This window comes from Corynebacterium sp. ACRPQ (assembly GCF_022347225.1).
Taxonomy (GTDB): domain Bacteria; phylum Actinomycetota; class Actinomycetes; order Mycobacteriales; family Mycobacteriaceae; genus Corynebacterium; species Corynebacterium tuberculostearicum_D.
The window spans coordinates 1-21,961 of sequence record NZ_JAKRNF010000003.1; the positions used below are offsets into that span (position 1 = coordinate 1).

At 57.7% G+C, this 21,961-nt stretch carries 18 protein-coding genes and 1 pseudogene; 9 read left to right on the plus strand and 10 right to left on the minus strand.

All coding sequences use genetic code 11. The features are described from left to right. Together MHY24_RS02715 and aspS are read right to left on the minus strand one after the other, a co-directional pair. Positions 1–199, minus strand: a pseudogene (locus MHY24_RS02715) (phosphotransferase); the annotation flags it as partial. A 123-nt stretch (positions 200–322) separates the two neighbouring features. Continuing rightward, a complete protein-coding gene (aspS, locus tag MHY24_RS02720) occupies positions 323–2,155 on the minus strand; it encodes an aspartate--tRNA ligase (RefSeq protein ID WP_239228291.1) in 1,833 nt (610 codons plus the stop codon). A gap of 244 nt (positions 2,156–2,399) precedes the next feature. Here aspS and MHY24_RS02725 point away from each other — a divergent pair, with 244 nt between their 5' ends. The 7 genes from MHY24_RS02725 (at position 2,400) to MHY24_RS02755 (ending at position 9,989) form a co-directional block, all read left to right on the plus strand. After that, the gene (locus MHY24_RS02725; protein ID WP_239192086.1) at positions 2,400–3,278 is read left to right on the plus strand and encodes a neutral zinc metallopeptidase; all 879 of its coding nucleotides are present in this window, start codon (positions 2,400–2,402) and stop codon (positions 3,276–3,278) included. Positions 3,279–3,518: 240 nt separating this feature from the next. After that, positions 3,519–5,105 carry an inorganic phosphate transporter gene (locus MHY24_RS02730; protein WP_239228377.1) on the plus strand — a complete coding sequence of 529 codons (1,587 nt, stop codon included), beginning with the start codon at positions 3,519–3,521 and terminating at the stop codon, positions 5,103–5,105. 144 nt (positions 5,106–5,249) lie between these two features. Continuing rightward, the gene (locus MHY24_RS02735; protein ID WP_239228292.1) at positions 5,250–5,972 is read left to right on the plus strand and encodes a CBS domain-containing protein; all 723 of its coding nucleotides are present in this window, start codon (positions 5,250–5,252) and stop codon (positions 5,970–5,972) included. 75 nt (positions 5,973–6,047) lie between these two features. Then, the gene (locus tag MHY24_RS02740) at positions 6,048–7,160 is read left to right on the plus strand and encodes an LLM class flavin-dependent oxidoreductase (RefSeq protein ID WP_239228293.1); all 1,113 of its coding nucleotides are present in this window, start codon (positions 6,048–6,050) and stop codon (positions 7,158–7,160) included. 2 nt (positions 7,161–7,162) lie between these two features. Then, positions 7,163–7,822 (plus strand): FMN reductase, encoded by a 660-nt coding sequence (locus MHY24_RS02745; protein ID WP_239192092.1) that lies wholly within the window; start codon positions 7,163–7,165, stop codon positions 7,820–7,822. 171 nt (positions 7,823–7,993) lie between these two features. Next, positions 7,994–9,403 (plus strand): L-serine ammonia-lyase, encoded by a 1,410-nt coding sequence (locus MHY24_RS02750; RefSeq protein WP_204608865.1) that lies wholly within the window; start codon positions 7,994–7,996, stop codon positions 9,401–9,403. Positions 9,404–9,413: 10 nt separating this feature from the next. Beyond that, a complete protein-coding gene (locus MHY24_RS02755) occupies positions 9,414–9,989 on the plus strand; it encodes a TetR/AcrR family transcriptional regulator (protein ID WP_239192095.1) in 576 nt (191 codons plus the stop codon). 26 nt (positions 9,990–10,015) lie between these two features. Here the strand turns inward: MHY24_RS02755 and hisS are convergent, their stop codons facing one another. The 3 genes from hisS to tpx all read right to left on the minus strand — a co-directional run bounded on the left by hisS (position 10,016) and on the right by tpx (position 12,528). Further along, positions 10,016–11,305 (minus strand): histidine--tRNA ligase, encoded by a 1,290-nt coding sequence (hisS, locus tag MHY24_RS02760; protein ID WP_204608860.1) that lies wholly within the window; start codon positions 11,303–11,305, stop codon positions 10,016–10,018. A gap of 5 nt (positions 11,306–11,310) precedes the next feature. Further along, entirely contained in the window at positions 11,311–11,946 is a 636-nt protein-coding gene (locus tag MHY24_RS02765; protein WP_239228294.1) for an MBL fold metallo-hydrolase, read from the minus strand. Between the two features lie 84 nt (positions 11,947–12,030). Continuing rightward, a complete protein-coding gene (gene tpx, locus MHY24_RS02770) occupies positions 12,031–12,528 on the minus strand; it encodes a thiol peroxidase (RefSeq protein WP_204608856.1) in 498 nt (165 codons plus the stop codon). A 143-nt stretch (positions 12,529–12,671) separates the two neighbouring features. Here tpx and MHY24_RS02775 point away from each other — a divergent pair, with 143 nt between their 5' ends. Continuing rightward, positions 12,672–13,532 carry a peptidylprolyl isomerase gene (locus MHY24_RS02775; protein WP_239192100.1) on the plus strand — a complete coding sequence of 287 codons (861 nt, stop codon included), beginning with the start codon at positions 12,672–12,674 and terminating at the stop codon, positions 13,530–13,532. 354 nt (positions 13,533–13,886) lie between these two features. Next, the gene (locus tag MHY24_RS02780; protein ID WP_204608852.1) at positions 13,887–14,219 is read left to right on the plus strand and encodes a hypothetical protein; all 333 of its coding nucleotides are present in this window, start codon (positions 13,887–13,889) and stop codon (positions 14,217–14,219) included. Between the two features lie 129 nt (positions 14,220–14,348). On the opposite strand, the gene MHY24_RS02785 is transcribed toward MHY24_RS02780, so the two are convergent. The 5 genes from MHY24_RS02785 to MHY24_RS02805 form a co-directional block, all read right to left on the minus strand. Then, the gene (locus MHY24_RS02785) at positions 14,349–14,921 is read right to left on the minus strand and encodes a DUF421 domain-containing protein (RefSeq protein WP_204608850.1); all 573 of its coding nucleotides are present in this window, start codon (positions 14,919–14,921) and stop codon (positions 14,349–14,351) included. Positions 14,922–15,018: 97 nt separating this feature from the next. Then, the gene (locus tag MHY24_RS02790) at positions 15,019–17,091 is read right to left on the minus strand and encodes a bifunctional UDP-sugar hydrolase/5'-nucleotidase (RefSeq protein ID WP_204608848.1); all 2,073 of its coding nucleotides are present in this window, start codon (positions 17,089–17,091) and stop codon (positions 15,019–15,021) included. A gap of 187 nt (positions 17,092–17,278) precedes the next feature. Then, entirely contained in the window at positions 17,279–19,567 is a 2,289-nt protein-coding gene (locus MHY24_RS02795; RefSeq protein WP_239192109.1) for a bifunctional (p)ppGpp synthetase/guanosine-3',5'-bis(diphosphate) 3'-pyrophosphohydrolase, read from the minus strand. An 86-nt stretch (positions 19,568–19,653) separates the two neighbouring features. After that, entirely contained in the window at positions 19,654–20,199 is a 546-nt protein-coding gene (locus MHY24_RS02800; RefSeq protein ID WP_239228295.1) for an adenine phosphoribosyltransferase, read from the minus strand. Positions 20,200–20,252: 53 nt separating this feature from the next. Then, entirely contained in the window at positions 20,253–21,737 is a 1,485-nt protein-coding gene (locus MHY24_RS02805; RefSeq protein WP_239228296.1) for an ABC transporter substrate-binding protein, read from the minus strand. Positions 21,738–21,961: the final 224 nt, after the last annotated feature.

Here is a 21,961-nt window from a genome sequence, read left to right on the forward strand (position 1 = left end):
GGTTGTACTTAATAACTACCGAGCGGTGCGGCAGGAAGGCTCCAGGGGCAATCCTGGCGCGTAGGACCATTGCATTGCCGGAACCGTCCAAGCGCTCCACGCTCGACATCTCCGGGGCCCCACCAAAACGGCGCGACAGCATCTCCGAGGCGGCCTTGATGACGTCCTCGGGTGATAGCACAGCTTCGTTATCAACCATAGTTCTATCCAGTATGCCCCCTCACACCAAAGCGGGGTCACAAGTTCGCCCGCAGCGAAATTGCCGCGGACTACGATGTGCCCCGCACGGTGCGCCTTAAAGGCTGAGGATTAAGCTACCCGCTTACTTCTCCTCAACGGTTTCTGCCGTAGTGGAACCGGCCTTGTCCTGTTCCTTCTTCTTTTCCGGCTTGTAGTCTACGCCGGTCTCCTTGCGCTGTGCAGCAGGGATTGCCGCAGGGGCGTCGGTAAGCGGATCCACGCCGCCGCCGGACTTCGGGAACGCAATGACGTCGCGGATGGAGTCGAAGCCGCCCAACAGGGAGACGATGCGGTCCCAGCCGAAGGCGATGCCGCCGTGTGGTGGGGCGCCGTACTGGAAAGCATCGAGCAGGAAGCCGAACTTCTCCTGAGCCTCCTCGTCACCGATTCCCATGACGTCGAAGACGCGCTTTTGCACGTCCTGCTGGTGGATACGGATGGAGCCGCCGCCAATCTCGTTGCCGTTGCAGACAATGTCATAGGCGTACGCCAGCGCCTCGCCCGGGTTCTGGTCAAAGTTGTCCAGGTACTCCGGCTTCGGGGAGGTAAAGGCGTGGTGAACCGCGGTCCACTTGGAGTGACCCAGTGCGACGTCGCCAGAAGCGGTCGCGTCAGCGGAAGGCTCAAAGAGCGGAGCATCTACAACCCAGGTAAAGGCCCAGTCGCCTTCCTTGATAAGGTCCAGCTTCTTGGCAATCTCGCCACGTGCAGCGCCCAGGAGGGCGCGGGAAGACTTGGTGTCACCAGCGGCAAAGAAGATGGCGTCGCCCGGCTTGGCGCCGACGTGATCTGCAATGCCCTCGCGCTCGGCGTCGGTAATGTTCTTAGCTACCGGACCGCCCAGGGTGCCGTCCTCGCCCACGGTGATGTAGGCCAGGCCCTTGGCTCCACGCTGCTTTGCCCACTCCTGCCAAGCATCGAACTGGCGGCGCGGCTGGGAGGCGCCGCCTTCCATGACCACGGCGCCGACGTATTCGTTCTGAAAGACGCGGAAAGTGGTGTCCTTGAAGAACTCGGTGCACTCTACAATCTTGATGTCAAAGCGCAGGTCCGGCTTATCGGAACCGTAGTACTTCATCGCATCCGCATAGGTCATGCGCGGGATCGGAGTCTTGATCTCGTAGCCGATGAGCTTCCACAGCTCGGTGACGATCTCTTCCGCCAAGGCGATGACATCGTCCTGGTCTACAAAGGACATCTCCACGTCCAGCTGGGTAAACTCCGGCTGGCGGTCAGCGCGGAAGTCTTCATCGCGGTAGCAACGCGCGATCTGGTAGTAGCGCTCCATGCCGGAGACCATGAGCAGCTGCTTGAAAAGCTGCGGGGACTGCGGCAGTGCATACCAGGTGCCTGGTTTCAAGCGTGCTGGAACCAGGAAGTCGCGCGCACCCTCCGGGGTGGACCGGGTCAGGGTTGGAGTCTCGATCTCAGCAAAGTCATGCGAATCCAGCACCTTGCGGGCCGCGCGGTTGGCTGCAGAACGCAGGCGCAGCGCCTGTGCCTGGCGCTCGCGGCGCAGGTCCAGGTAGCGGTATTTCAGGCGAGTCTCCTCGCCTACCTCACCCGAGGTGGAAGGATCATCAATTTGGAACGGCAGCGCTGCGGACTTATTCAAAACCTCAAGATCCGCGACGTTAACCTCAATCTCACCGGACGGCAGGTTGGGGTTTTCCGAGCCTTCTGGGCGAGGCTCCACGGTACCGGTGACCTTAACGCAGTATTCGGAACGCAGGTCATGGGCGCGCTCCGCCACGTCAGATTCGCGGAAGACGACCTGGGCGATGCCGGAGCGATCGCGCAGGTCAATGAAGATCACACCACCGTGATCGCGGCGGCGGGAAACCCAACCGGTTAGGGTGACGGTCTCTCCTGCGAGTTCTTTGCGGAGCTCACCTGCTAAGTGGGTACGCAGCACTGTTGTTCAATCCCTTCTGAAAATTGTGTCACTTGCGGGTCCCGCCACGCGTAAACAGCGCGCGCCAAACCAAGCACAAGACTAGGAACGCGCACAATTCTACATCCCTACCGGTACGCGGAGCGCAGTTAGGTGGACGCAAGCTAACCCCGAAGGCCGCAGAAGAGCCACCGTTTCCCTCCTTCGGCCTCTTTGCAACAATCTCCATCCAGTGTATGAGGGGACCATGTGGCACTATTTAGGCATGACTTTTAGATCAGGTGCCGATTTCGGCGGCAAAGAAGCGCGTTCGGGTGGTGGCGGCGGTGGTATCGCCATTGGTGGTGGCGTCGGCTCGATTGTTCTAGTAGGCCTCTTCCTCCTTCTGGGCGGCAATCCCTCAGACTTGGGTTCAATCCTGGGCAGCGAGCAGACCCAATCCGACGGCGCTGCACAAGGCGAAAGCCCCGAATGCGAAACTGCAGAAGATGGCAACACCAAGGATGAATGCCTCGTAGAGTTCACCGGGCGCAGCGTGGATAACGTCTGGTCCAAGGTCTTGCAGGAACAGGCCGATATCCAATACACCGAGCCAGAGCGCGTGGTCTTCCACGGCGGCGTTAATACCGGTTGCGGCGCGGCCTCTTCTTCTACCGGCCCCTTCTACTGCCCACGCGATGAGTCCGCTTATTTCGACACCGCGTTCTTTGATTCCCTGCGCAACTTCGGCGCGGAAAATGCTCCTTTGGCCCGCATGTACATCGTGGCGCACGAGTTCGGCCACCACATTCAAAACCTTGAGGGCACCCTCGGCCTGTCGGACTATGACGACCCAGGCGCCGATTCCAACGCGGTGAAGATCGAGCTCCAGGCTGACTGCTACGCAGGCCTGTGGGCTTCCTACGCCGACAAGGGCGATAACCCCTTGCTCGAGCCGATTACTAAGGAACAGGTCTCAGACGCTGTCGCGGCAGCCCAGGCGGTGGGCGATGACAATATCCAGCGCCGCTCCGGCGGCCAGGTCCAGCCCGACTCCTGGACGCACGGTTCCTCCGAGCAGCGTGAGAAGGCATTCCTTGCCGGATATAACTCTGGCAAAATGTCCCAGTGCGACACCCTGGAGCGCGGCGCCTACCGCGGCTAATACTCACAACGTGGCCGTCGCGTAAAGCGGCGGCCATTATGTTCGCAAATAGCCACATTGCTTTCACGAACTCCACATCTTGAGTTCACTTTCCCGACACCTAGGACCTTTAGTCTGAGCGTGCATTCTCTACATAAGAATTTCCTTTGAGAATCCCCTTAACCACGCTGACAAGCGCGGCCATACCCCTCGTGCACGCTTTCCTGAAAGGTTCTTCCTGTGTCTACCCCTACCACCCAGATGACGGACATTGAGGCCGTCAATGGCAAGGGCAACGACTGGATTTGGCACGCCATCTTTGGCGGCCTTACCGCCGTTACCCTCATCGGTTTTATGATCTGGGGCCACGACTACGTCGATGGCTCTAAGCCCATTCTCCTTGGCACTGCCATTCTCTTCGCCCTTTTCATGGCCTTCAATATTGGCGGCAATGACGTTGCCAACTCCTTCGGCACCTCCGTGGGTGCCGGAACGCTATCCATGAAGCAGGCCCTCGTTGTCGCCGCCATCTTCGAGGTCTCTGGCGCCATCCTCGCCGGCGGCGAGGTTACCGATACCGTGCGTTCTGGCATCGTCGACCTTGACGCCATTGATGGTCTCGACCCCATGGAGTTCGTCTACATCATGATGTCGTCCCTTTTGGGTGCGGCCATCTGGCTCCTCGTTGCCACCCGTATGGGTTGGCCGGTGTCTACCACCCACTCCATCGTTGGCGGCATCGTCGGCGCCGCGCTCACCGTCGGCTTCGTCACCGGCAAGGGCGGCCTGGACATGGTGCAGTGGGGCGGGATTGGCACTATTGCCATCTCGTGGGTGCTCTCCCCTGTCCTCGGCGGTCTCGCCGCTTTCATCCTGTTTAAGTGGATTAAGACCTCCATCTTGGTCTACAACGAGGAAGCAGACCAGAAGCTGCGCGAAATCAAGACCCGTCGTGCGGAGCTACGCCAAGAGCACAAATCTCGCTTTGCTCGCCTCAATGAAATCCAGCAGATCAGCTACACCAACGCCATGGCCCGGGACGCCGCTTTGGTGGCAGAAGAGGACTTCGATCCGGATCAGCTGGAATCTGAGTATTACCGCGATCTGTATAGCCTCAACAAGGACATGGATGATGTCAAGGCTCACCACGCCCTGGAGAGCTGGGTACCGGTACTAGCCGCCATTGGTGCCATCATCATTTCCGCCATGGTGATGTTCAAGGGTCTGAAGCACACCGGACTAGATTTCAGCGTCCTCCAGAACCTCTTGGTCATGGGCATGGTCGGCGCAGTGGTGTGGATGGCCGTCTTCATTTTCGCTCGCTCCCTGAAGAAGAAGTCGCTGGCTAAGTCCACCTTCCTTCTCTTTTCTTGGATGCAGGTATTTACCGCTTCCGCCTTCGCCTTCTCCCACGGTTCCAACGACATCGCCAATGCCATTGGCCCCTTCGCTGCGGTTATTGACGTCCTCAAGACCGACCAAGTCAGCGATGAGGCTGCCGTGCCGGTTGCCGTCATGATTGCCATGGGCGTTGCCCTGATTTCTGGCTTGTGGTTCATCGGCCGCTTCGTGATTCAGACTGTGGGCTCGGGCCTAACCCAAATGCACCCCTCCTCCGGCTTCGCTGCTGAGCTTGCCGCCGCCGCTGTGGTGATGGGTTCATCGATCTTGGGCCTTCCGGTTTCTTCCACCCACATCCTCATCGGCGCCGTGTTGGGCGTGGGCATTGTCAACAAGGCAGCTAATTGGAACCTGATGAAGCCTATCGCTTTGGCGTGGGTCATCACCCTGCCCGCCGCGGCAGTCATCGCTGCTATTACTGTGTCTGTGCTGCGCGTAGTCTTCTAGGGATAGCTCAGCGCCGCTTATCCTCGGCACCCCATTTCATCCGCTAGCCGCACCGGCCATTGTGCCGGGGCTAGCGGATTTTCCATTGGGTAGCGTGGACTAATGCCCTGCTTGGCGACGCCCCCCTTCTCTACACTGGCCCATATGACCGCGCATCGAGCTACTGCATTCCTGGCCGCATTCAACGACATAGAACAACACTTGCGCTCGGCTCTCAACGCTGAGAACTCAGATTCCTTCTGGTGGATAGTAGACAGGGCACGAGACAAGCACGTGCTTTCCAGTAAACAAGCCGAAGCGCTTAAAGATTTTTCTAACCTTCGCAATGCCATTGCCCACGGGCGCTACTACAAATCAGAGCCCATAGCTGAACCGCACGAAGCAGTGGTCAAGCAGATCTCCGCTCTCCGAGACATTGTGGTATCCCCGCCCGCCACCCTCCAGGTTTTGCAGCCGCAAAAGGTATTTACCTTGACGTCTGCCACATCAATCATGGAAGCATTTGACGTCATAAAGGATAAGGACTTCTCTCAAATCCCCATCTACGATGAGGGCCGCTTCACCGCTTTGCTAACCACCAACAACATTGCGCGATGGGTAGCCGGGGACCTCAGCGATAATCACGTGCTCGATGCTGCGGACATCGCGGACATTGTGGAATATCAAGAACCCAGTGATCGCGCTATCTTTCTTGCCCGCACAGTAAGCGTGCAGGAAACGGTGGACGCCCTTTCAGAAACCGACAACCAAGGACATCGCCCGTGCGCAGCGGTCATCACGGAACACGGCAAGGTCACTGAGAGGCCCCTGCGCCTCGTTGCACCGGCCGATCTACCGGCACTTTTTGATGCTCTAGAATGGGAATAATTCTCCCGCAGTCGGCTTTCCCGCAGTCGACACTGCGTCTATCTTTACTCCTGTGCACCGCATTGAAAGGCAAGCATGCAATTCGGCATCTTCACTATCGGGGATCTAACTACTGACCCCATCTCAGGAAAGACACCCACTGAGGTTGAGCGCATCCGCAACTTGACGGAGATTGCGTTGAAAGCCGAAGAGGTTGGCCTTGATGTCTTTGCTACCGGCGAGCACCACAACCCACCCTTCGTTCCGTCCTCTCCTACAACGCACTTGGCGTATATCGCCGCGCAGACGGAGCGCTTGCAGCTATCTACTGCGACCACGCTCATTACTACCAATGACCCGGTGAAGATCGCAGAGGACTATGCCTTTCTGCAGCACCTTGCTGACGGCCGCGTAGACCTCATGCTCGGCCGCGGAAATACCGGCCCGGTCTATCCCTGGTTTGGCAAAGACATCCAGCAGGGCATTCCTTTGGCTATCGAGAACTACCACTTGCTGCGCAGGCTTTGGCGTGAGCCGGTTGTTAACTGGCAAGGAAAGTTCCGCGCGGGTTTGGAAGGATTTACCGCTACTCCGGCACCACTAGATGGAATTCCGCCCTTTGTCTGGCACGGCTCCATTCGTTCGCCGCAAATCGCTGAGCAAGCGGCATACTACGGCGATGGCTTCTTCCACAACAATATCTTCTGGAATAAGGAGCACACCGCCCAGTTGGTGGACCTCTACCGCCGTCGCTTTGAAAGCTATGGCCATGGTCAAGCGGACCAAGCAATCGTCGGACTTGGCGGCCAAGTCTTCATTGGTGAAACCGAACAGGAAGCTAAAGACTTCTTCCGCCCCTACTTCGACAACGCCCCAGTCTATGGCCACGGGCCAAGCCTCGAGGACTTCACGGCACAGACTCCACTGACCGTCGGCACCGTGGAACAGGTAATTGAAAAGACCCTCAGCTTCGCTGACTGGGCCGGTGACTACCAACGCCAGCTATTCCTCATCGACCACGCCGGACTACCCCAAGAGGTAGTTCTCCAACAGATAGAAATCCTGGGCACACAAGTAGTCCCCGAGCTGCGACGCCGCTTTGAGCAGCGCCGCCCGAGCCACGTGCCTTCTGACCCGCCGACGCACGCAAGCTTGCTCTCTGCGCCTCATCCTTCGCACCTTCAGGTCAGCCCAGGAAAGGAGAACTAGTTATGCGCTCCCTCCTCGTTATCTCAGCTGGTCTTTCCCAGCCGTCTTCCTCTCGCAGGTTGGCGGACATGCTCGCTGAAGCCACCCGGGCCAAAATCGCCGCGCGCGGTGAAGGGGCCGAAATCGACGTCATTGAGGTCCGCGATCTCGCCTTCGAACTAGCTACCGCCATGACCGATCAGACTGCGCAAACACCCCTTTTGGCTAGAGCCAAGCAGCAGGTTGCCGAGGCCGATGGACTCATCGCCGTCACCCCTGTATTCCAAGGCAGCTATTCGGGCCTTTTCAAGATGTTCTTTGACACCTTGGAGCCCCATGCCCTCGACAACCTTCCCACCATCATCGCAGCTACGGCCGGTTCTTCGCGCCACGCCCTCATTTTGGACTACGCACTTCGCCCGCTATTTAACCAACTCCACGCAAACATCGTGCCGACGGGTGTTTTTCAGGCCACAGAAGACTTAGGCACTCCGGAAGGAGAGCGCATTGCCGCCCGAATTGAGCGCTCTGCCATCCAGCTGGCTGACCAAATAGTTGCCCCGCGGGACAGGGTGGCCGGAATTGCCGGTGACCTGACCGGACTGGGAGGCCGCTCCACCGTCCGGCTAGCAAAGGAGAACTTCATCCCCCTTGACAAGCTCCTGAATGGGTACGGCAAATAAACCACAACGCTAGCCGTGCTACGCATAGACGGCGATTGATAGAAGGTGTGACTTTCGCTACCCTGGTCACATAAAATCTGCCTCTACTCTTTGGGTCCAGCTTTGACCGAAATAGCGGCACAGCAAGCACCCGATAGCTATCCCTTCAGAAAGGTTCGGCACAGCTTAACTATGACAATTAGCGTCACGGACATCTTCTCCATCGGCATTGGCCCTTCTTCTTCGCACACCGTCGGGCCCATGCGCGCGGCTAAGCAATTCCTCGATTCCCTAGAGAAGCACCCAGCTAAGGTATATACGGAGTTGCGCGGCTCGCTTTCCGCCACTGGCCGTGGCCACGCTTCCGATCGCGCCGTCATCCTTGGGCTCGCCGGCTGGGATCCGCTAAGCGTGCCTATCGACGCCGAACCTCACGCAGGCGGCTTTATCCCCAGCGAGGGAACTATTTCTGGCCCCCGGGGCACGGTGGACTATGAGATTGTCTTTGATAATGAACCGCTGCCCCAGCACCCGAATGGCATGATTTTTAGCGCCTGGGATGACAGCGGCAACCTCCTCGCAGAAAAGGAAGAGTACTTCTCTGTGGGCGGCGGCTTTATCCTCTCCCGCGCCGAGCTCGATGCGGAAGTAGCCGAAAGCAATGAGGTTCCCGCCGGCGTAGCCGCCGCCCAGGTAGATGATTCCGTTCCCTATAAGTTCACCACGGGCGAAGAATTGCTCAACCTGTGCGAGGCGCATGACAAAGCAATTTGGGAGCTCGTCCTTGCCAACGAGGAGGCCTTGCACCGCGATGAAGGCGGAGCGGAATACGTTTTGCGCCACCTTGATTTGGTCTGGGACATCATGCGTGAGTGCGTAACCGAAGGTATTTCCACCAAGGGCCTTCTTCCAGGTGGCCTGCGTGTGGCACGCCGTGCCCCGAAGATGTACGCCCAGTTGCTAGAAAATCAGGACGACACCAGCTGCGGTTTCTCCGCCATGGAGTGGGTTAACCTGTACGCCCTAGCGGTTAATGAGCAAAACGCTGCCGGTGGCCGCGTCATTACTGCTCCTACCAACGGTGCATGCGGCATCATTCCAGCAGTACTGCATTATGCGCGCGATTTCCGTGCAGACTTCACCCGTTCCACTGCCCGTCGGTACCTATTGACCGCCGGTGCCATCGGCATGATTATCAAGGAAAACGCGTCCATCTCCGGAGCCGAGGTTGGCTGCCAAGGCGAAGTGGGTTCTGCCTCCGCTATGGCCGCCGCAGGAATGGCAGAGCTGCTGGGTGCAGCCCCAGCGCAGGTGGAAAACGCCGCGGAAATCGCTTTGGAGCATAATTTGGGCCTTACCTGCGACCCAGTGGGCGGATTGGTGCAAATTCCGTGCATCGAGCGCAATGCCATTGGCGCGGTAAAGTCCATCAACGCCGCACGTATGGCCAAAATGGGCGAAGGCACTCACCACGTGACCTTGGACAATGCTGTGCAAACCATGGCTGAAACCGGCCGCGATATGCTCTCCAAATACAAGGAGACCTCCCTGGGCGGATTGGCCAAGACCATGGGCTTTAGCGTTTCGCAGGTGGAGTGCTAAAAAGGATTCCATGCGCGCAGATGCCCTTCACCGCCGCACCGCCATTATTGCCGCGGCGTGCCAGCTTTTTCGTACCCACGGCGATGATGTCGCTTTGGAAAAGGTGGCTACGCAGGCAGGGGTGAGCGTGGCCACGGTCTATCGCAATTTCCCCAACCGCGCGAGCCTCATCCGCGCGTGCGCGGAATATATGGGTGATGCCTTTGCCAAGTTTCAACAGCGCCTCATCGCAGACTTTGAGAACTCCACCCACTCTGGGAAAGACTACGTCCGGACCTACGCCACTCATATCCTGACCATGGGACTGAACACCCTCATTCCTGCGTTCGTCCCTCAGGATTTGGACTCTCTGAGCCCCGAGTTAACCGCCCAGCGCGACCTTCTAGAGCGCAACGGGCGACGGTTTATTGAGCTTGGCCAAGAGCAAGGCGAGATTGGCCCCGGCGTCACCCACCTCGAATTCATTGTGGGACTGTTGAGCCTGGCACGACCCCGCGAGGTTGATATCGAGGCCTACCAGCCGGATATTCAGGAAAAGATCATTGATCTCTTTCTAGCGGGCATAAAAAGTGGGCACCGCGCCTAAACGCAATGCCCACCGCCCAAAGAAATCTAGGCCTCGCCGTTGATTTCCCGAGCAAGTACGGACACTAGGTCAGAAACCTTTACGTCGTGCTGCTCATGGGCGGCAAGGTCCTTGAGCGCAACCGTGCCATTTTCTAGCTCCTGCTCGCCCAAGACCAGCGCGAAGCGTGCACCGGCGCGGTCGGCACCCTTCATCGCGCCCTTCAGGCCACGGTCTCCAAAGGACATATCAGCAGAGATTCCAGCCTTGCGGAGATCATTGATCAGGGTGGTCATCGTGCGCTTGGCGGTGCTACCCAGTGCAACGCCAAAGACGTCCACGCGGGACTCCACGCCTTCGAGGGTGATGCCCTCAGCCTCCAGCGCCAGCAGGGCGCGGTCGACACCCAGACCGTAGCCGATACCGGATAGGTCTTGACCGCCTAGCTGGGCCATCAGCCCGTCGTAGCGGCCACCGCCACCGATGCCGGACTGCGCGCCGAGTCCGTCATGGACGAACTCGAAGCAGGTCTTGGTGTAGTAGTCCAAGCCGCGGACCATGCGCGGATTAATCTCGTAGGCTACGCCCATATCATCCAGCATGCCGGTGACAGTTTCGAAGTGCTCGCGGCATTCGTCATTGAGGTGGTCGAGCATCAAGGGGGCGTCGGCAAGCTGCTCCTGGATCTCCGGGCGCTTGTCATCCAGCACGCGCAAAGGGTTGATCTCTGCACGGTGACGGGTCTCTTCATCCAAGTCGAGCTTAAAGAGGAATTCCTGCAGCTTCTCGCGGTAAGCCGGGCGGCAATTGCGATCGCCCAAGCTGGTGAGCTCAAGGCGGAAGCCACTAAGCCCCAGCGCGCGGAAGGAACGATCCGCCAAGGCGATGACCTCGGCGTCTAGCGCAGGGTCGTCCACGCCAATAGCCTCTACACCGACCTGCTGTAGCTGGCGGTAGCGGCCAGCCTGGGGGCGTTCATAGCGGAAGAACGGACCAAAATAGTTGAGCTTCACGGGCAGCTGGCCGCGGTCCAGGTTGTGCTCAATGACCGAGCGCATCACGCCAGCGGTACCCTCTGGGCGCAAAGTAACGGAACGGTCGCCGCGATCAGCAAAGGTGTACATCTCCTTAGACACCACGTCGGTGGACTCGCCCACGCCACGGGCGAAAAGCGCGGTGTCTTCGAAAATGGGCAGCTCAATGTGCTGGAAGCCGGAGAGATGTGCCTGCTCCACCATGGTCTGGCGCACCTTATAGAATGCGGCCGACTGCGGTGGGAAATAGTCTGGGACACCTTTGGGGGCGGACAGGGCTTGGAACTGCTTCTTTTTACTCACGGGTATTACAGTACCTCCCTCAATGTTGCGAAGAAGGGATTGGTCGCCCTCTCCTTACGCATCGTGGTGGTAGGCCCGTGGCCGGGCAGAATGTCGAGGTTATCGGGCAGACTCCACACTGGGCCAGCAAGCGACTTCTGCATGGCATTGGGGTCCGAGTGAGGTAAGTCGGTGCGTCCAATGGCCCCGGCGAAGAGCACGTCACCGGTGAGAGCAAACTCTTCGGAAACAATCATCACGCATCCCGGCGAATGCCCGGGCGCGTGTTTGAGAGCAAAGGTATGACCGATAAGCTCCAGGGTTTCGCCATCTTGGAGCTCGCGGAGGTCGGAGATGGGGGTCATATGGGCGGCGTCGAAAAGCTCTTGGGCCTGGGGCGAGACTCCTTCGCCGCTGTCGAGCATAAACCTGTCAGCAGGGTGGATATAAACAGGGATGTCGAGCTTTTCTGCCAAAGACCCGGCATCCCGAGTGTGGTCAATATGGCCGTGTGTGAGCACGATAGCCTCATAGTCCAAGTCATGCTCGAGGACCTTTTCCATCGCATCTATGCCCGGGTCCACTATGAAGGCGCGGCGGCCTTCCGCAATCACGTAGGTATTGGTCTGAAACGGACCGGCAGTAAAACCGTAGATTTCCATGCCCACTACCCTAGCTGCCCGAAACAAAAAAGAGCCGGCCTCCCCCATTTTCAGGATGAGTAGAGGCCGACAGCGCCGAACGGCTTAACGCAAAATATCCCAGACCTTGTCATAATCAAGCTGGGTGACCACGCCAGGAACCATTTGAGTGTGGATGACCTTGTGGTTTTCATCAGCCACCACCACGGAGCGGGCAAGCAAGCCTTCCAAGACGGAATCGCGCACAGTCACGCCGAACTTCTCACCAAAGTCAGAGCGAAATGCGGAGGCGGCGATGACATCATCAATGCCGTCAGCCGCGCAAAAGCGCTTGAGGGTAAAGGGCAAATCGAGAGAAACGGAGAGAAGCTTAGTGTTATCTAGCTGAGAAACCTGCTCATGAAAACGGCGCAGCTGCTCCTGACAGGCAGGGGTTTCAATAGAGGGCAAGATGGAAATAATAAGGCGCGTGCCCGCAAAGGTCTCATTGGTAATCTGACGCAGGTCGGTACCGATGAGTTCAAACTCGGGCAGCGGGTCTCCCACTGGGGGAAGTTCACCAACGGTGGGCGTTGGCGGATCGGTAAAATCTGGTTCAACCATAGAAACCAGCGTACTTATTATTGGGCTTTAGAGCTATTAACTTGCTCAGTTTTCCATGCCAACGCTTTCTCAGCTGTCGGGAACCGCTAGACTCAGTCAGGTTGAATCATGCCACCGATAATCGCTAGAAAGGTTGACTCCCGGTGCCAAATAATCAAAAGCGCGGCGAAGAGGCGCTGAGCAAGCTCGAGCGCGAGCTGAAATCCCGCGAACGCAAGCAGAAGGCACGCCCGCTAGGCGTTGTTGCCGCCTCCCTCGTAGTAATTCTCGCCCTCGTCGGCGGCATCTACTTCTTGTCCACCCGCGAAGGCGACGATGAAAACGTACAGGCTGAGGAGTCTTCCGCAGCTGAGACCTCGCAAGAAACGCCACAGGCGCAGCCCATCGCTGACAAGCGGGCCAAGGCCCTGCCGGATACCGTGACCTGTAAGTACGAGGACAACGGGCAAGAGTCCAACGGCGCGAAGAAGCCCAACGGCAAGGATATTTCCACCAAGGGCACCGTCACCGTTTCCTTTGAAACCAACCAGGGCACTATTGAGATGGAAATGGACCGCGCCAAGGCGCCGTGTACCACCAATGCTATTTCTGAGCTGGCCAAGTCGGGCTACTACGACGACACCGTTTGCCACCGCATGACCTCAAGCGGGATCAACGTACTGCAGTGCGGCGACCCAACCGGTTCCGGTTCCGGCGGCCCCGGCTTTAGCTTCGCTGATGAGTACCCCACCGACGAGGTGGAGGAGAAGGACGCACAGAGCCCCGTTGTCTACCCGCGCGGCTCCGTCGCCATGGCCAACAGCGGCCCAGACACCAATGGTTCCCAGTTCTTCCTCAACTACGACGATTCTGAGCTGGCCCCTAACTACACCTACTTCGCCACCATCACCGACAAGGGCATGAAGACGATGGATAAGATTGCCAAGAACGGCGTCGAAGGCGGCCAGCCAGATGGTAAGCCCGCTAAGGAAGTCAAGATTAAGAAGGCAACCGTCAAGGCTTAGGCCGCAGAAAAGCCCTGCTTGGCGACGCCCCCTCTTAGCTCCACCGCACCACCCCCTAACGGGGGCGGGTACAAAGCCCCGGCCATTGACCACACATACCGTGGATGAATGCGCCGGGGCTTATCCTTTCCTTAATTTAAGCTGAGCTCTATTTTGAGGGTTAAGCTGCAGAAACAGGAGAACACTAAAATTCCCCCAGATCACAAGAGCCACAGTAGTAAACACGCAGCACACAGCGGACTTTCAGCTAGTTCAGCCAGTGAACAAAAACCTGCCGATACTGTTGCGGAAGCCTGTCAGCCTGTCTAGTATTTGAAACGTCTTTGACCACACCAAGCTTGTTAGGAATCAAAAATGAAGCTTTTCTCCCGCAAGGCACTCGTTGCTGGCGCAACCGCTCTGTCCGTCGCTTTCGCAGGCACCACCGTTGCTAACGCTGAGGACACCACCTCCGACCTGTCCTCCAAGATCACCAACTCCGTCGAGGGCCTTTCCTCTTCCTCTGACAACGACTACGCAGCTGACAAGTCTGATGACTCCAAGAACAAGGAAGATGACCGCACCTCCAAGGAGAAGGCTGACGACATCAAGGCTTGGATCGGCGTCTTCACCGCTGTTATCGGCGCTCTGGGCACCCTGTTCGCATTCGCAAACAAGTACTTCGACCTGCCTTTCGGCAACAAGTAAAGTCACCGCTTCATAGCGATTCTTAAGCCGCTGCTTCCCTGAGTGGGACGCAGCGGCTTTTCGCGTGCTCTTGGGTAAAGGGAGCCTACAGGTTGTCTTTGCGCTTCTGGCCAAGCTGTAAGGTGCGCCCTAAGAGTCTTTAGCGTCTTCGATGTATTCGGACCCCACCAGGTCTTTAAAAAGCTCCGGATCGATGGTTTGACCGACCTTGATGACGGAGATGTGGCCTGTAGGCTCCAGGATCATTATCTGCACGTCTTCCATGCGGCTAATGCCGGCTCTACGAGCCGCCGAGTAGATATCCGATTTTGTAATGTGGGCCAGAGTCAGGTTATCTTCAACCATCTCACCGCTAAAGACTAAAAGGATGGGACGACGGTCCAGAAAGCGCGTCCACTTCACTACCTTGCGAATGGTACCGAAGGCAGCTTCGAGCGCCATCAGCGTGGTCAGACCGATGACGCCGGCGGCAAGGGTCGGTGGATTGCCCACGATGACACGGCCCGCGACCGCGCCAAACATAATAATGATGATGGCATCTGAGGCCGTCATGGACGTAAGCACGCGAGAGCCAAATAGCTTCACCAGCACCATGAAGGATAGGTAGATACCCAAAGTCGCCAGCACGACAACGGGGATACGGTGCCATTCAATACCCAGTTGATAGGTAATCTCGCGCAGAAAGAGTTCTAGAGTATCCACGACTGCTTAGGTTACCTGGCAGCCACGAGACATACAGAAAAGGCGGAGCGTCACTCCCCCGTTCAGGAAGAGCCGCTCCGCCTAGTGCTGTGCTGTCTTAGATGTGGAACTGCTTGCGCAGGTCCTCAATCATCTTGCGAGCTGGGGCAGGAAGAATCTGCGGGTTCATGCCCACAACCGCAACGCCAGCTACCAGTGCTGCAACGATGGCGAATACTGCGCCGCCCACGGAAGAGCCGTTGGAGGACAAGGAAGAGCCCTTTGGCGCAGGCTTAGCTCCCGGCTCTCCGGAGCCCTCGCCGCTTACCTCGAGAGGCAGAGTTGCCTTAGTGCCGGCGTCGGTGGTGATTTCCAGGTTCTGGGTACCGCTCAGGTTCTCCGGAACGGTGAGCTTTACCGTTGCGCGACCTCGCTCACCGAATTGCGCATCGCCTTCTTGCGCAGCGTTGTCGATATCGACGGTCTGCTCAGCGTCGCCCAACTTGACGGTTGCCTTCTTGGCCATCGGCTCACCGTCGGTGGAGTAATTGAGGCTGGACAGGTTCACCGTGATTTCCTCGCCCGGCTTCACGTCCCCCTCGATGTTGGCGCCAATCTGGCCCTGGCCCGTGCGGACCTCCGATTCACCCGACTTGATGTAGTCGATCATGGCCTGAGTGTCCATGTAGCCCACATCGTTCTTGTCCTTGATGGAACCAGCGTTGAAGTAGCCGTCGCCGCCTGCCTCTTCATCACTGGAAGCAAGGAAGGAAGACAGCGCAATGGAGTAATCCTTCTTCGGATCGATTTTCTCGCCGTTGATGGTCACAGACTGTACGCGCTCGCCCTTGTCGGCCTTCTGGTCGTAGACTACTTGGACGTTATTGGAAAGCCCCATGGCCAGGCGTGGTCGGCTGCCTTCCTGCCACTGGTTTTCCAAGGCATTAATGAACTCCTCGCCGGAAATCTTGGCGGTAATTACAGAGTTGCCAAAGGGCTGTACCTCAAAAATGTCCTTGTAGGTAACGTCGCCGCCCTTCAAGTCAGCACGAACACCGCCAGCGTTCATCACACCGATCTCGATGTCCTCGCCTACCTGCTTGCTCATGGCGTAACGCTGGCCGTCAGCAATGAAGTTATTGAGGGTAGATTCGACACCACGGTTAGAACCCGAATCAGCATTCTCATCAGATCCGCGGAACAGGGCCCGTTCCACAGTACCGGCGGTCTTGGCACCCTCGATGTCAGCCTCTTGCTGGGCCTTTTTTACAATAGCTGCGATTTCAGCATCTGGTTCAACCTTTGCTGCAGCGGTCGCGTCGTACTGCTTCAAACTGATGTCGGTAATCTTTTTAGCAGTCTTATCAAAGGTAATATCAACGTCGTTGAGCAGTTTGCCGTACTCGTGTCCCTGTGCCCACTGCAGTGGCAAGGCGCCCTCGCGCTCAATTTCGCCCTTAGTGGCAACGTGGGTGTCGCCGCCAAAAGCTACGTCGACGTCTTTGTTAAAGTCCTCTGCAAAGCCTTGGGCATCTTCGTGCATGAGCGCAACAACAACATCGGCCTCACCAGATTCTTTCAAACGAGTAGCTTCCTTATTGGTAGCCTCGGCTGGATTAGTAAAAGTGATCCCTGGGATCTTGGCAGCAGACACCTTATACTTGGTATTTTCCGTTACCGTGCCAACATAGCCGACTTTTACGCCATCAATTTCTTCGACGTGGGAAGCCTCCAGAAGAGGCTTCCCATCCTTGAACACGTTGGCACCCAAGATTGGGTAATCAGAGCTATCAGCGATACGCCCTGTAAGGTCTTCGGTACCCTTATCAAACTCATGGTTACCTACAGCAGTCACCTTCATACCCATCTCGTTGAGGGCTTCAAGGGTGTACTTGTCATCAGAAATTGCAGAGACAAAGGCAGAGCCGCCCACGTTATCGCCCGAGGAGGTCAGGTTGAATTCCTGTCCTTCATTTACCTGCTTGATAAGGGACTGCAAGCGAGCCACGCCGATTTCATCGCCGGCCTTGGCTGGGTCACCAATCTTGTCTTCCAAGTGACCGTGAATATCGGTGATATTGGTGACGGAGATGGTGGTCTTGTTTTCCTGTGCCACCGCCTGCGCGCCGGAGAGAGCAACAGCGGAAACGGTAGTGGCGGCCACAAGCTGGCCGATGCGACGGAACTGCATTGAAGTACTCCTAGATAGTAGAAAGCGACAGGATAATTTATATCGCTTCGCTAACTACTTGGCAGGAGAATTTAAGCTTGCTTGCTGGAGTTTTACCTTGCAGCAGTCAAGAATTCACATACAGGTAACCTCCCCGATGCCTTTGCGTTGCTTGCCCCGCCCCTCCTTGAGGGTGGGGCACAGCGCCTTAGGCGGTTACGCGGTAAACGTCAAAGACGCCTTCGGTATTGCGCAGTGTGGTCATCAAGGTTCCCAATTGCTTGGTATCCGAAACGGAGAATGTGAACCTTACCGTCGCAATATGGTCATCGCCACGATTAGAGTTCATGGTCAAAACGTTGATGTTCTCATCGCTCATTACCCGAGTGAGCTCTGAAAGGAGGCCCTGACGGTCGAGGGCTTCCAATTGCAGCGTCGCCGAGAAAGCGCCCGTTGCGGAGGTACCAGAAGACCAGGCCACCTCCAACATGCGCTCTGGTTCTGCCTTGAGCTTTTCCGCGTTTGTGCAATCGGCTCGGTGCACGGAGACTCCCCCGCCGCGGGTAACGAAACCGAAAATGGCATCGCCCGGCACGGGCTGGCAGCACTTGGCGAGCTTTGCCATCACATCGGGGCTGCCTTCCACCAAGATGCCGGTGCCCGATGCCGAGTCTTCAGTGTGTTGGGCACGGGAGTGCTCAATCTCAGACAGTGGCGTGCGTGAGGCCAGGGTGTCGATGGCATCGTCTTGGTCGCCGAACATGGCAACCAATTGGTTGGCCACGTGTTGAGCAGATACGTGGCCCGCGCCGATGGCGGTATACAGCGAATCGACGTCGGTATAGTGCAGCTGCTCCGCTACCTGCTTCATGGAGCTGGCAGTAAAGAGGCGGTGCATGGGCAAGCCACCACGTTGGACCTCGGTAGCCAGGGCATCGCGGCCGGCTTCCAAGTGTTCTTCGCGGCGTTCCTTAGCAAACCACTGCCGCACCTTGGTCTTGGCTCGAGCAGACACGAGGAAGTCTTGCCAATCGCGGGACGGACCGGCGTTGGGATCCTTTGAGGTAAAGATTTCCACCTTGTCGCCGGACTTTAGCTTCGATTCGAGCGCGACGAGCTTGCCATTGACCTTGGCACCGATACACCTGTGCCCCACCTCAGTATGTACTGCGTAGGCAAAGTCCACCGGTGTAGAACCGGCAGGCAGGTTTACCACATCGCCCTTCGGGGTAAAGGCGAAGATTTGCTTGGCGGTCAGGTCGTAGCGCAGCGAGTCGAGGAACTCATTGGGATCGGCGGCTTCCTTCTGCCAGTCCAGAAGTTGGCGCATCCACGCCATCTGGTCTACTTCTTCCTGGTGGCCCGAGTTCTTGCCCTTGGTTTCTTTGTAGCGCCAGTGAGCAGCCACACCGAACTCGGCGTTATAGTGCATCTCGTGGGTACGTACCTGGACTTCCAAGGTAGCGCCGCCATTTGCCAGCACCGTGGTGTGCAGCGACTGATACACGCCGAATCGCGGCGAGGAAATATAGTCCTTAAAGCGCCCCGGCAATGCCTGGTAGATCGAGTGGACCACGCCGATCGCGGCATAACAGTTATTGACGTCCTCGACCAAGATGCGGATTCCTACGAGGTCGAAGATCTCCGCGAAGTCGCGGCCGCGCACAATCATCTTTTGGTAAATGGACCAGTAATGCTTTGGTCGGCCCATAACCTCGGCTTCAATGCCGTTTTCCTTCAGCGCCCCGCTGACCTGGCTAATGATCTCTTTCAGCGCGCGATCGCGCGAGGGGGCACGATCTGCCACCATCCGTACGATCTCGTCGTACTTCTTCGGATACAAGATGGCAAAGGACAGGTCTTCCAACTCCCACTTCACGCTGGCCATGCCTAGGCGGTGAGCTAGCGGCGCGATAACCTCTAGGGTCTGCCGCGCCTTCTTAGCCTGCTTTTCGGGCGGGAGGAAGCGCATGGTACGCATATTGTGCAGGCGGTCGCTGACCTTGATGACCAGGACTCGGGGGTCGGTGGCCATGGCGACAATCATTTTACGAATGGTCTCGGCCTCTGCGGCCGAGCCCAGTGCCACCTTGTCCAGCTTGGTCACGCCATCGACCAAGCGAGCCACCTCCGGACCGAAGTCTCGGGTGAGGTCCTCTAGGGAGTAGTCAGTATCCTCCACGGTGTCGTGCAACAGTGCTGCGACGATAGTGGTGGTGTCCATACCGATCTCCGCCGCGATCGTCGCCACGGCGAGCGGGTGGGTGATATACGGTTCTCCGGATTTGCGAAAGACACCCTCATGGAGCCTCTCCGCGGTGTCATAGGCGCGATTGAGTAGATCAGCATCGGCCTTGGGGTGAAACTTGCGGTGGATGGACATCAACGGGTCCAGCACCGGATTTACCTTCACTCGGCCGCCGGTAAGCGAACGAGCTAGGCGAGCCGACATGCTGCGCATTCCGCCGCCGGACTGGCGCTTTACGGGTTTGTCCATGGCCAAATCTACCGCCCTTCACAGTGCCACGGGCCTTGTGGCCTCATGTCCAACTAGATCGTTCGATCTAGCTTAGGCATCCCATCTTAGTCTGTGGCATTCAACACAATGAGCGGTGGGCCGGATAAACGCTCACGACCGTTGAGCCCCTTGACTTCCAGCACCACCACATTGCCAGCGACTTCGGCACCTGCTGACTCAAGCAAAAGCTTGGCACCGTGGAGGGTGCCACCGGTGGCCAGGACGTCGTCGACAAGCACCACGCGCTTGCCCTTGATGTCAACGCCGCTGGCTGGAATCTCCAGCGCCGCGGAGCCATACTCCAGCTCATATTCTTCGGTATATACCGGTGGGGGAAGCTTGCCCTTCTTGCGGATGGCCAAGATGCCTAGGCCCAACTTGTAGGCGACGGCCGAGCCGAGGAGGAATCCACGGGCGTCGAGGCCGCCAATCATATCTGCGCCCAATTCCTCGCAGGCGGCCGCCAAGCCGTCCACTACGGTGCGAAATGCCTCTGGATCCGCCAAGACCGGGGTGAGGTCCTCAAAGAGGATGCCCTCCTCGGGGAAGTCTTGAGCGAGGCGAACCTTGTCCTTGAGTGCTTGTGCTGCTGATTCGTAGTGCGAACTCATAATCTTCCTTGAGAAATATTTGCGAGAGGTCGTAATCGCCCGCTATGAGGGGCCTATTCCTTGTCCGTTGGGGCGGTACTGTGCCAGCGATCCATATTCCAACCGATGCCCGAGACGCCAGTGTACGGCAGGACACCTTCCACGTCGCGACGGACGAGGAAGACCCGCGGCTGCGCTGAGAGAGGAATGGATGGAACATCCTTCCACAGAGCCTCTTCTGTCTTCTTCAGCTCCGCAGAGTTCTTCATGCTCGACTCCACAGTGGAATACTCCGTCTGGGGATCGACTGGGCCGAGAAAGGCATCGACGGTAGGCGCCCAGGTTTCCGGATCCATTTCCAAGTAGTGCTGGGACATGAACTCCGCAGACGCGTCCTCGATGGTGATACCGGCCGGCTCACAGGATGCACGAAGTTGTTCCACCATGGCGGCATAACGTTTATCCGGTCCCAAGTAGCCCACCTTGATAGTGGTCCCGTTGAGATCGCCGGCCTTGGCTAAATCGGTGCCCTGGTGATCCTTCCCCACCTTTTCTAGGCTGCCGGCAACTGGGTTGGTCGCGGAAACGGTACGCAGGTAAGCCGGTGGCACCTCCACACCGGAGGCCGCAGAGCTTGCTTGCGCAACCGCCTGCTGATCGACGCAGGCCGCGAAGCTCTCGCGCGCCCACGGCTCCGCGAATACTCCGGCTTCAGATAGCGTGAGCGTATCGGTTAGCTCGCCAACCATTGGAGTGGCCTCGTAGGGGGACTCCCCTGCCTCATCCTTCGTGCTGTCCAGCCAGTCAGGATTCTCGCTTGCGGCATCGACTACGCGCAACGCGCCTTTATCTGCGAGCTTCTGTGCATCAGCCTCCGAAGGCCAGACCACAACATGATCTTCCGCTGGGGCGTCTCCGAAGTACTTTTCGTTTGCTTTGAGAATGATCTCCCCTTCGTCGCCTACCTTGTCAATGACATAGGGCCCAAAGGAGACCTGCAGCTCGGGATCTAGTTGATCCTCGGCCACGGAAAAGCCATAGCGCCATTCCTTAGCAACCGGCGCAAGCGCCTGCATGTCTTCTACTGTCAGGGCGGCGTTGAGTTCCTCAATGCTCAACTCGGACTTCTTGGCCAGCGCATGGGCCGGCATGACCGTGCCGGCGCCAAACATGTGGCGCCAGCGCTGCCCCTGATCCTTGTTAAAGGTCAGGGTGAACGTTTTGCTTTGGGGCTCACAGCTAAAATCTGCGATGTCATTCATCAACGGCATATGGGAGGCGAATTCAGCTGGATGAGTACCGGCCACATACGCCAAAAAGTAGTCGTCACAGGTAACGGGGGTACCATCGGAAAAGACGGCATCCTCTTCCAAAGTGAGCTGAACACTCCGCTGGTCGCTGCCGGCAACGGGCGGAAGCTCCTCGGTCTCAACTAGATCCGCGTTGGGAATCAGTTCGCCAGAAGGGCCGGGCACAAAAAGGCCTGGATAAAGCCGCGTAGACAACAAACCGGCGGAGGTAGCGTCACCAAAGGAGGTGCCAGAATTAGTGGTGGCCAAGCGGGAATTTACCTGGTAGCCAAAGTATCCATAGGATTCTGGCTCCTGGGGAACACTAGGCGAGTCCTCTTCGCCGCCCTGCCCGCTACAGGCAGAAGCAGCTAGAGCTAGAGCTGAAACGCACGAGGCAATGGCCTTCCTTCCCCAGTGACGTTCGCTAGAACTGCTCTTTGATTTAAGCACCGTTATTTGCCCTCACTTCAGCTACAATTCCGCCAAAATCT

What these genes read in the sequence shown, in the direction of transcription:
- MHY24_RS02725 (WP_239192086.1), top strand. Translation starts at nt 2,400, where the DNA reads ATGACTTTTAGATCAGGTGCCGATTTCGGCGGCAAAGAAGCGCGTTCG.
- MHY24_RS02730 (WP_239228377.1), top strand. Translation starts at nt 3,519, where the DNA reads ATGACGGACATTGAGGCCGTCAATGGCAAGGGCAACGACTGGATTTGG.
- MHY24_RS02735 (WP_239228292.1), top strand. Translation starts at nt 5,250, where the DNA reads ATGACCGCGCATCGAGCTACTGCATTCCTGGCCGCATTCAACGACATA.
- MHY24_RS02740 (WP_239228293.1), top strand. Translation starts at nt 6,048, where the DNA reads ATGCAATTCGGCATCTTCACTATCGGGGATCTAACTACTGACCCCATC.
- MHY24_RS02745 (WP_239192092.1), top strand. Translation starts at nt 7,163, where the DNA reads ATGCGCTCCCTCCTCGTTATCTCAGCTGGTCTTTCCCAGCCGTCTTCC.
- MHY24_RS02750 (WP_204608865.1), top strand. Translation starts at nt 7,994, where the DNA reads ATGACAATTAGCGTCACGGACATCTTCTCCATCGGCATTGGCCCTTCT.
- MHY24_RS02755 (WP_239192095.1), top strand. Translation starts at nt 9,414, where the DNA reads ATGCGCGCAGATGCCCTTCACCGCCGCACCGCCATTATTGCCGCGGCG.
- MHY24_RS02765 (WP_239228294.1), bottom strand. Translation starts at nt 11,946, where the DNA reads ATGGAAATCTACGGTTTTACTGCCGGTCCGTTTCAGACCAATACCTAC.
- tpx (WP_204608856.1), bottom strand. Translation starts at nt 12,528, where the DNA reads ATGGTTGAACCAGATTTTACCGATCCGCCAACGCCCACCGTTGGTGAA.
- MHY24_RS02780 (WP_204608852.1), top strand. Translation starts at nt 13,887, where the DNA reads ATGAAGCTTTTCTCCCGCAAGGCACTCGTTGCTGGCGCAACCGCTCTG.
- MHY24_RS02790 (WP_204608848.1), bottom strand. Translation starts at nt 17,091, where the DNA reads ATGCAGTTCCGTCGCATCGGCCAGCTTGTGGCCGCCACTACCGTTTCC.
- MHY24_RS02795 (WP_239192109.1), bottom strand. Translation starts at nt 19,567, where the DNA reads ATGGACAAACCCGTAAAGCGCCAGTCCGGCGGCGGAATGCGCAGCATG.
- MHY24_RS02800 (WP_239228295.1), bottom strand. Translation starts at nt 20,199, where the DNA reads ATGAGTTCGCACTACGAATCAGCAGCACAAGCACTCAAGGACAAGGTT.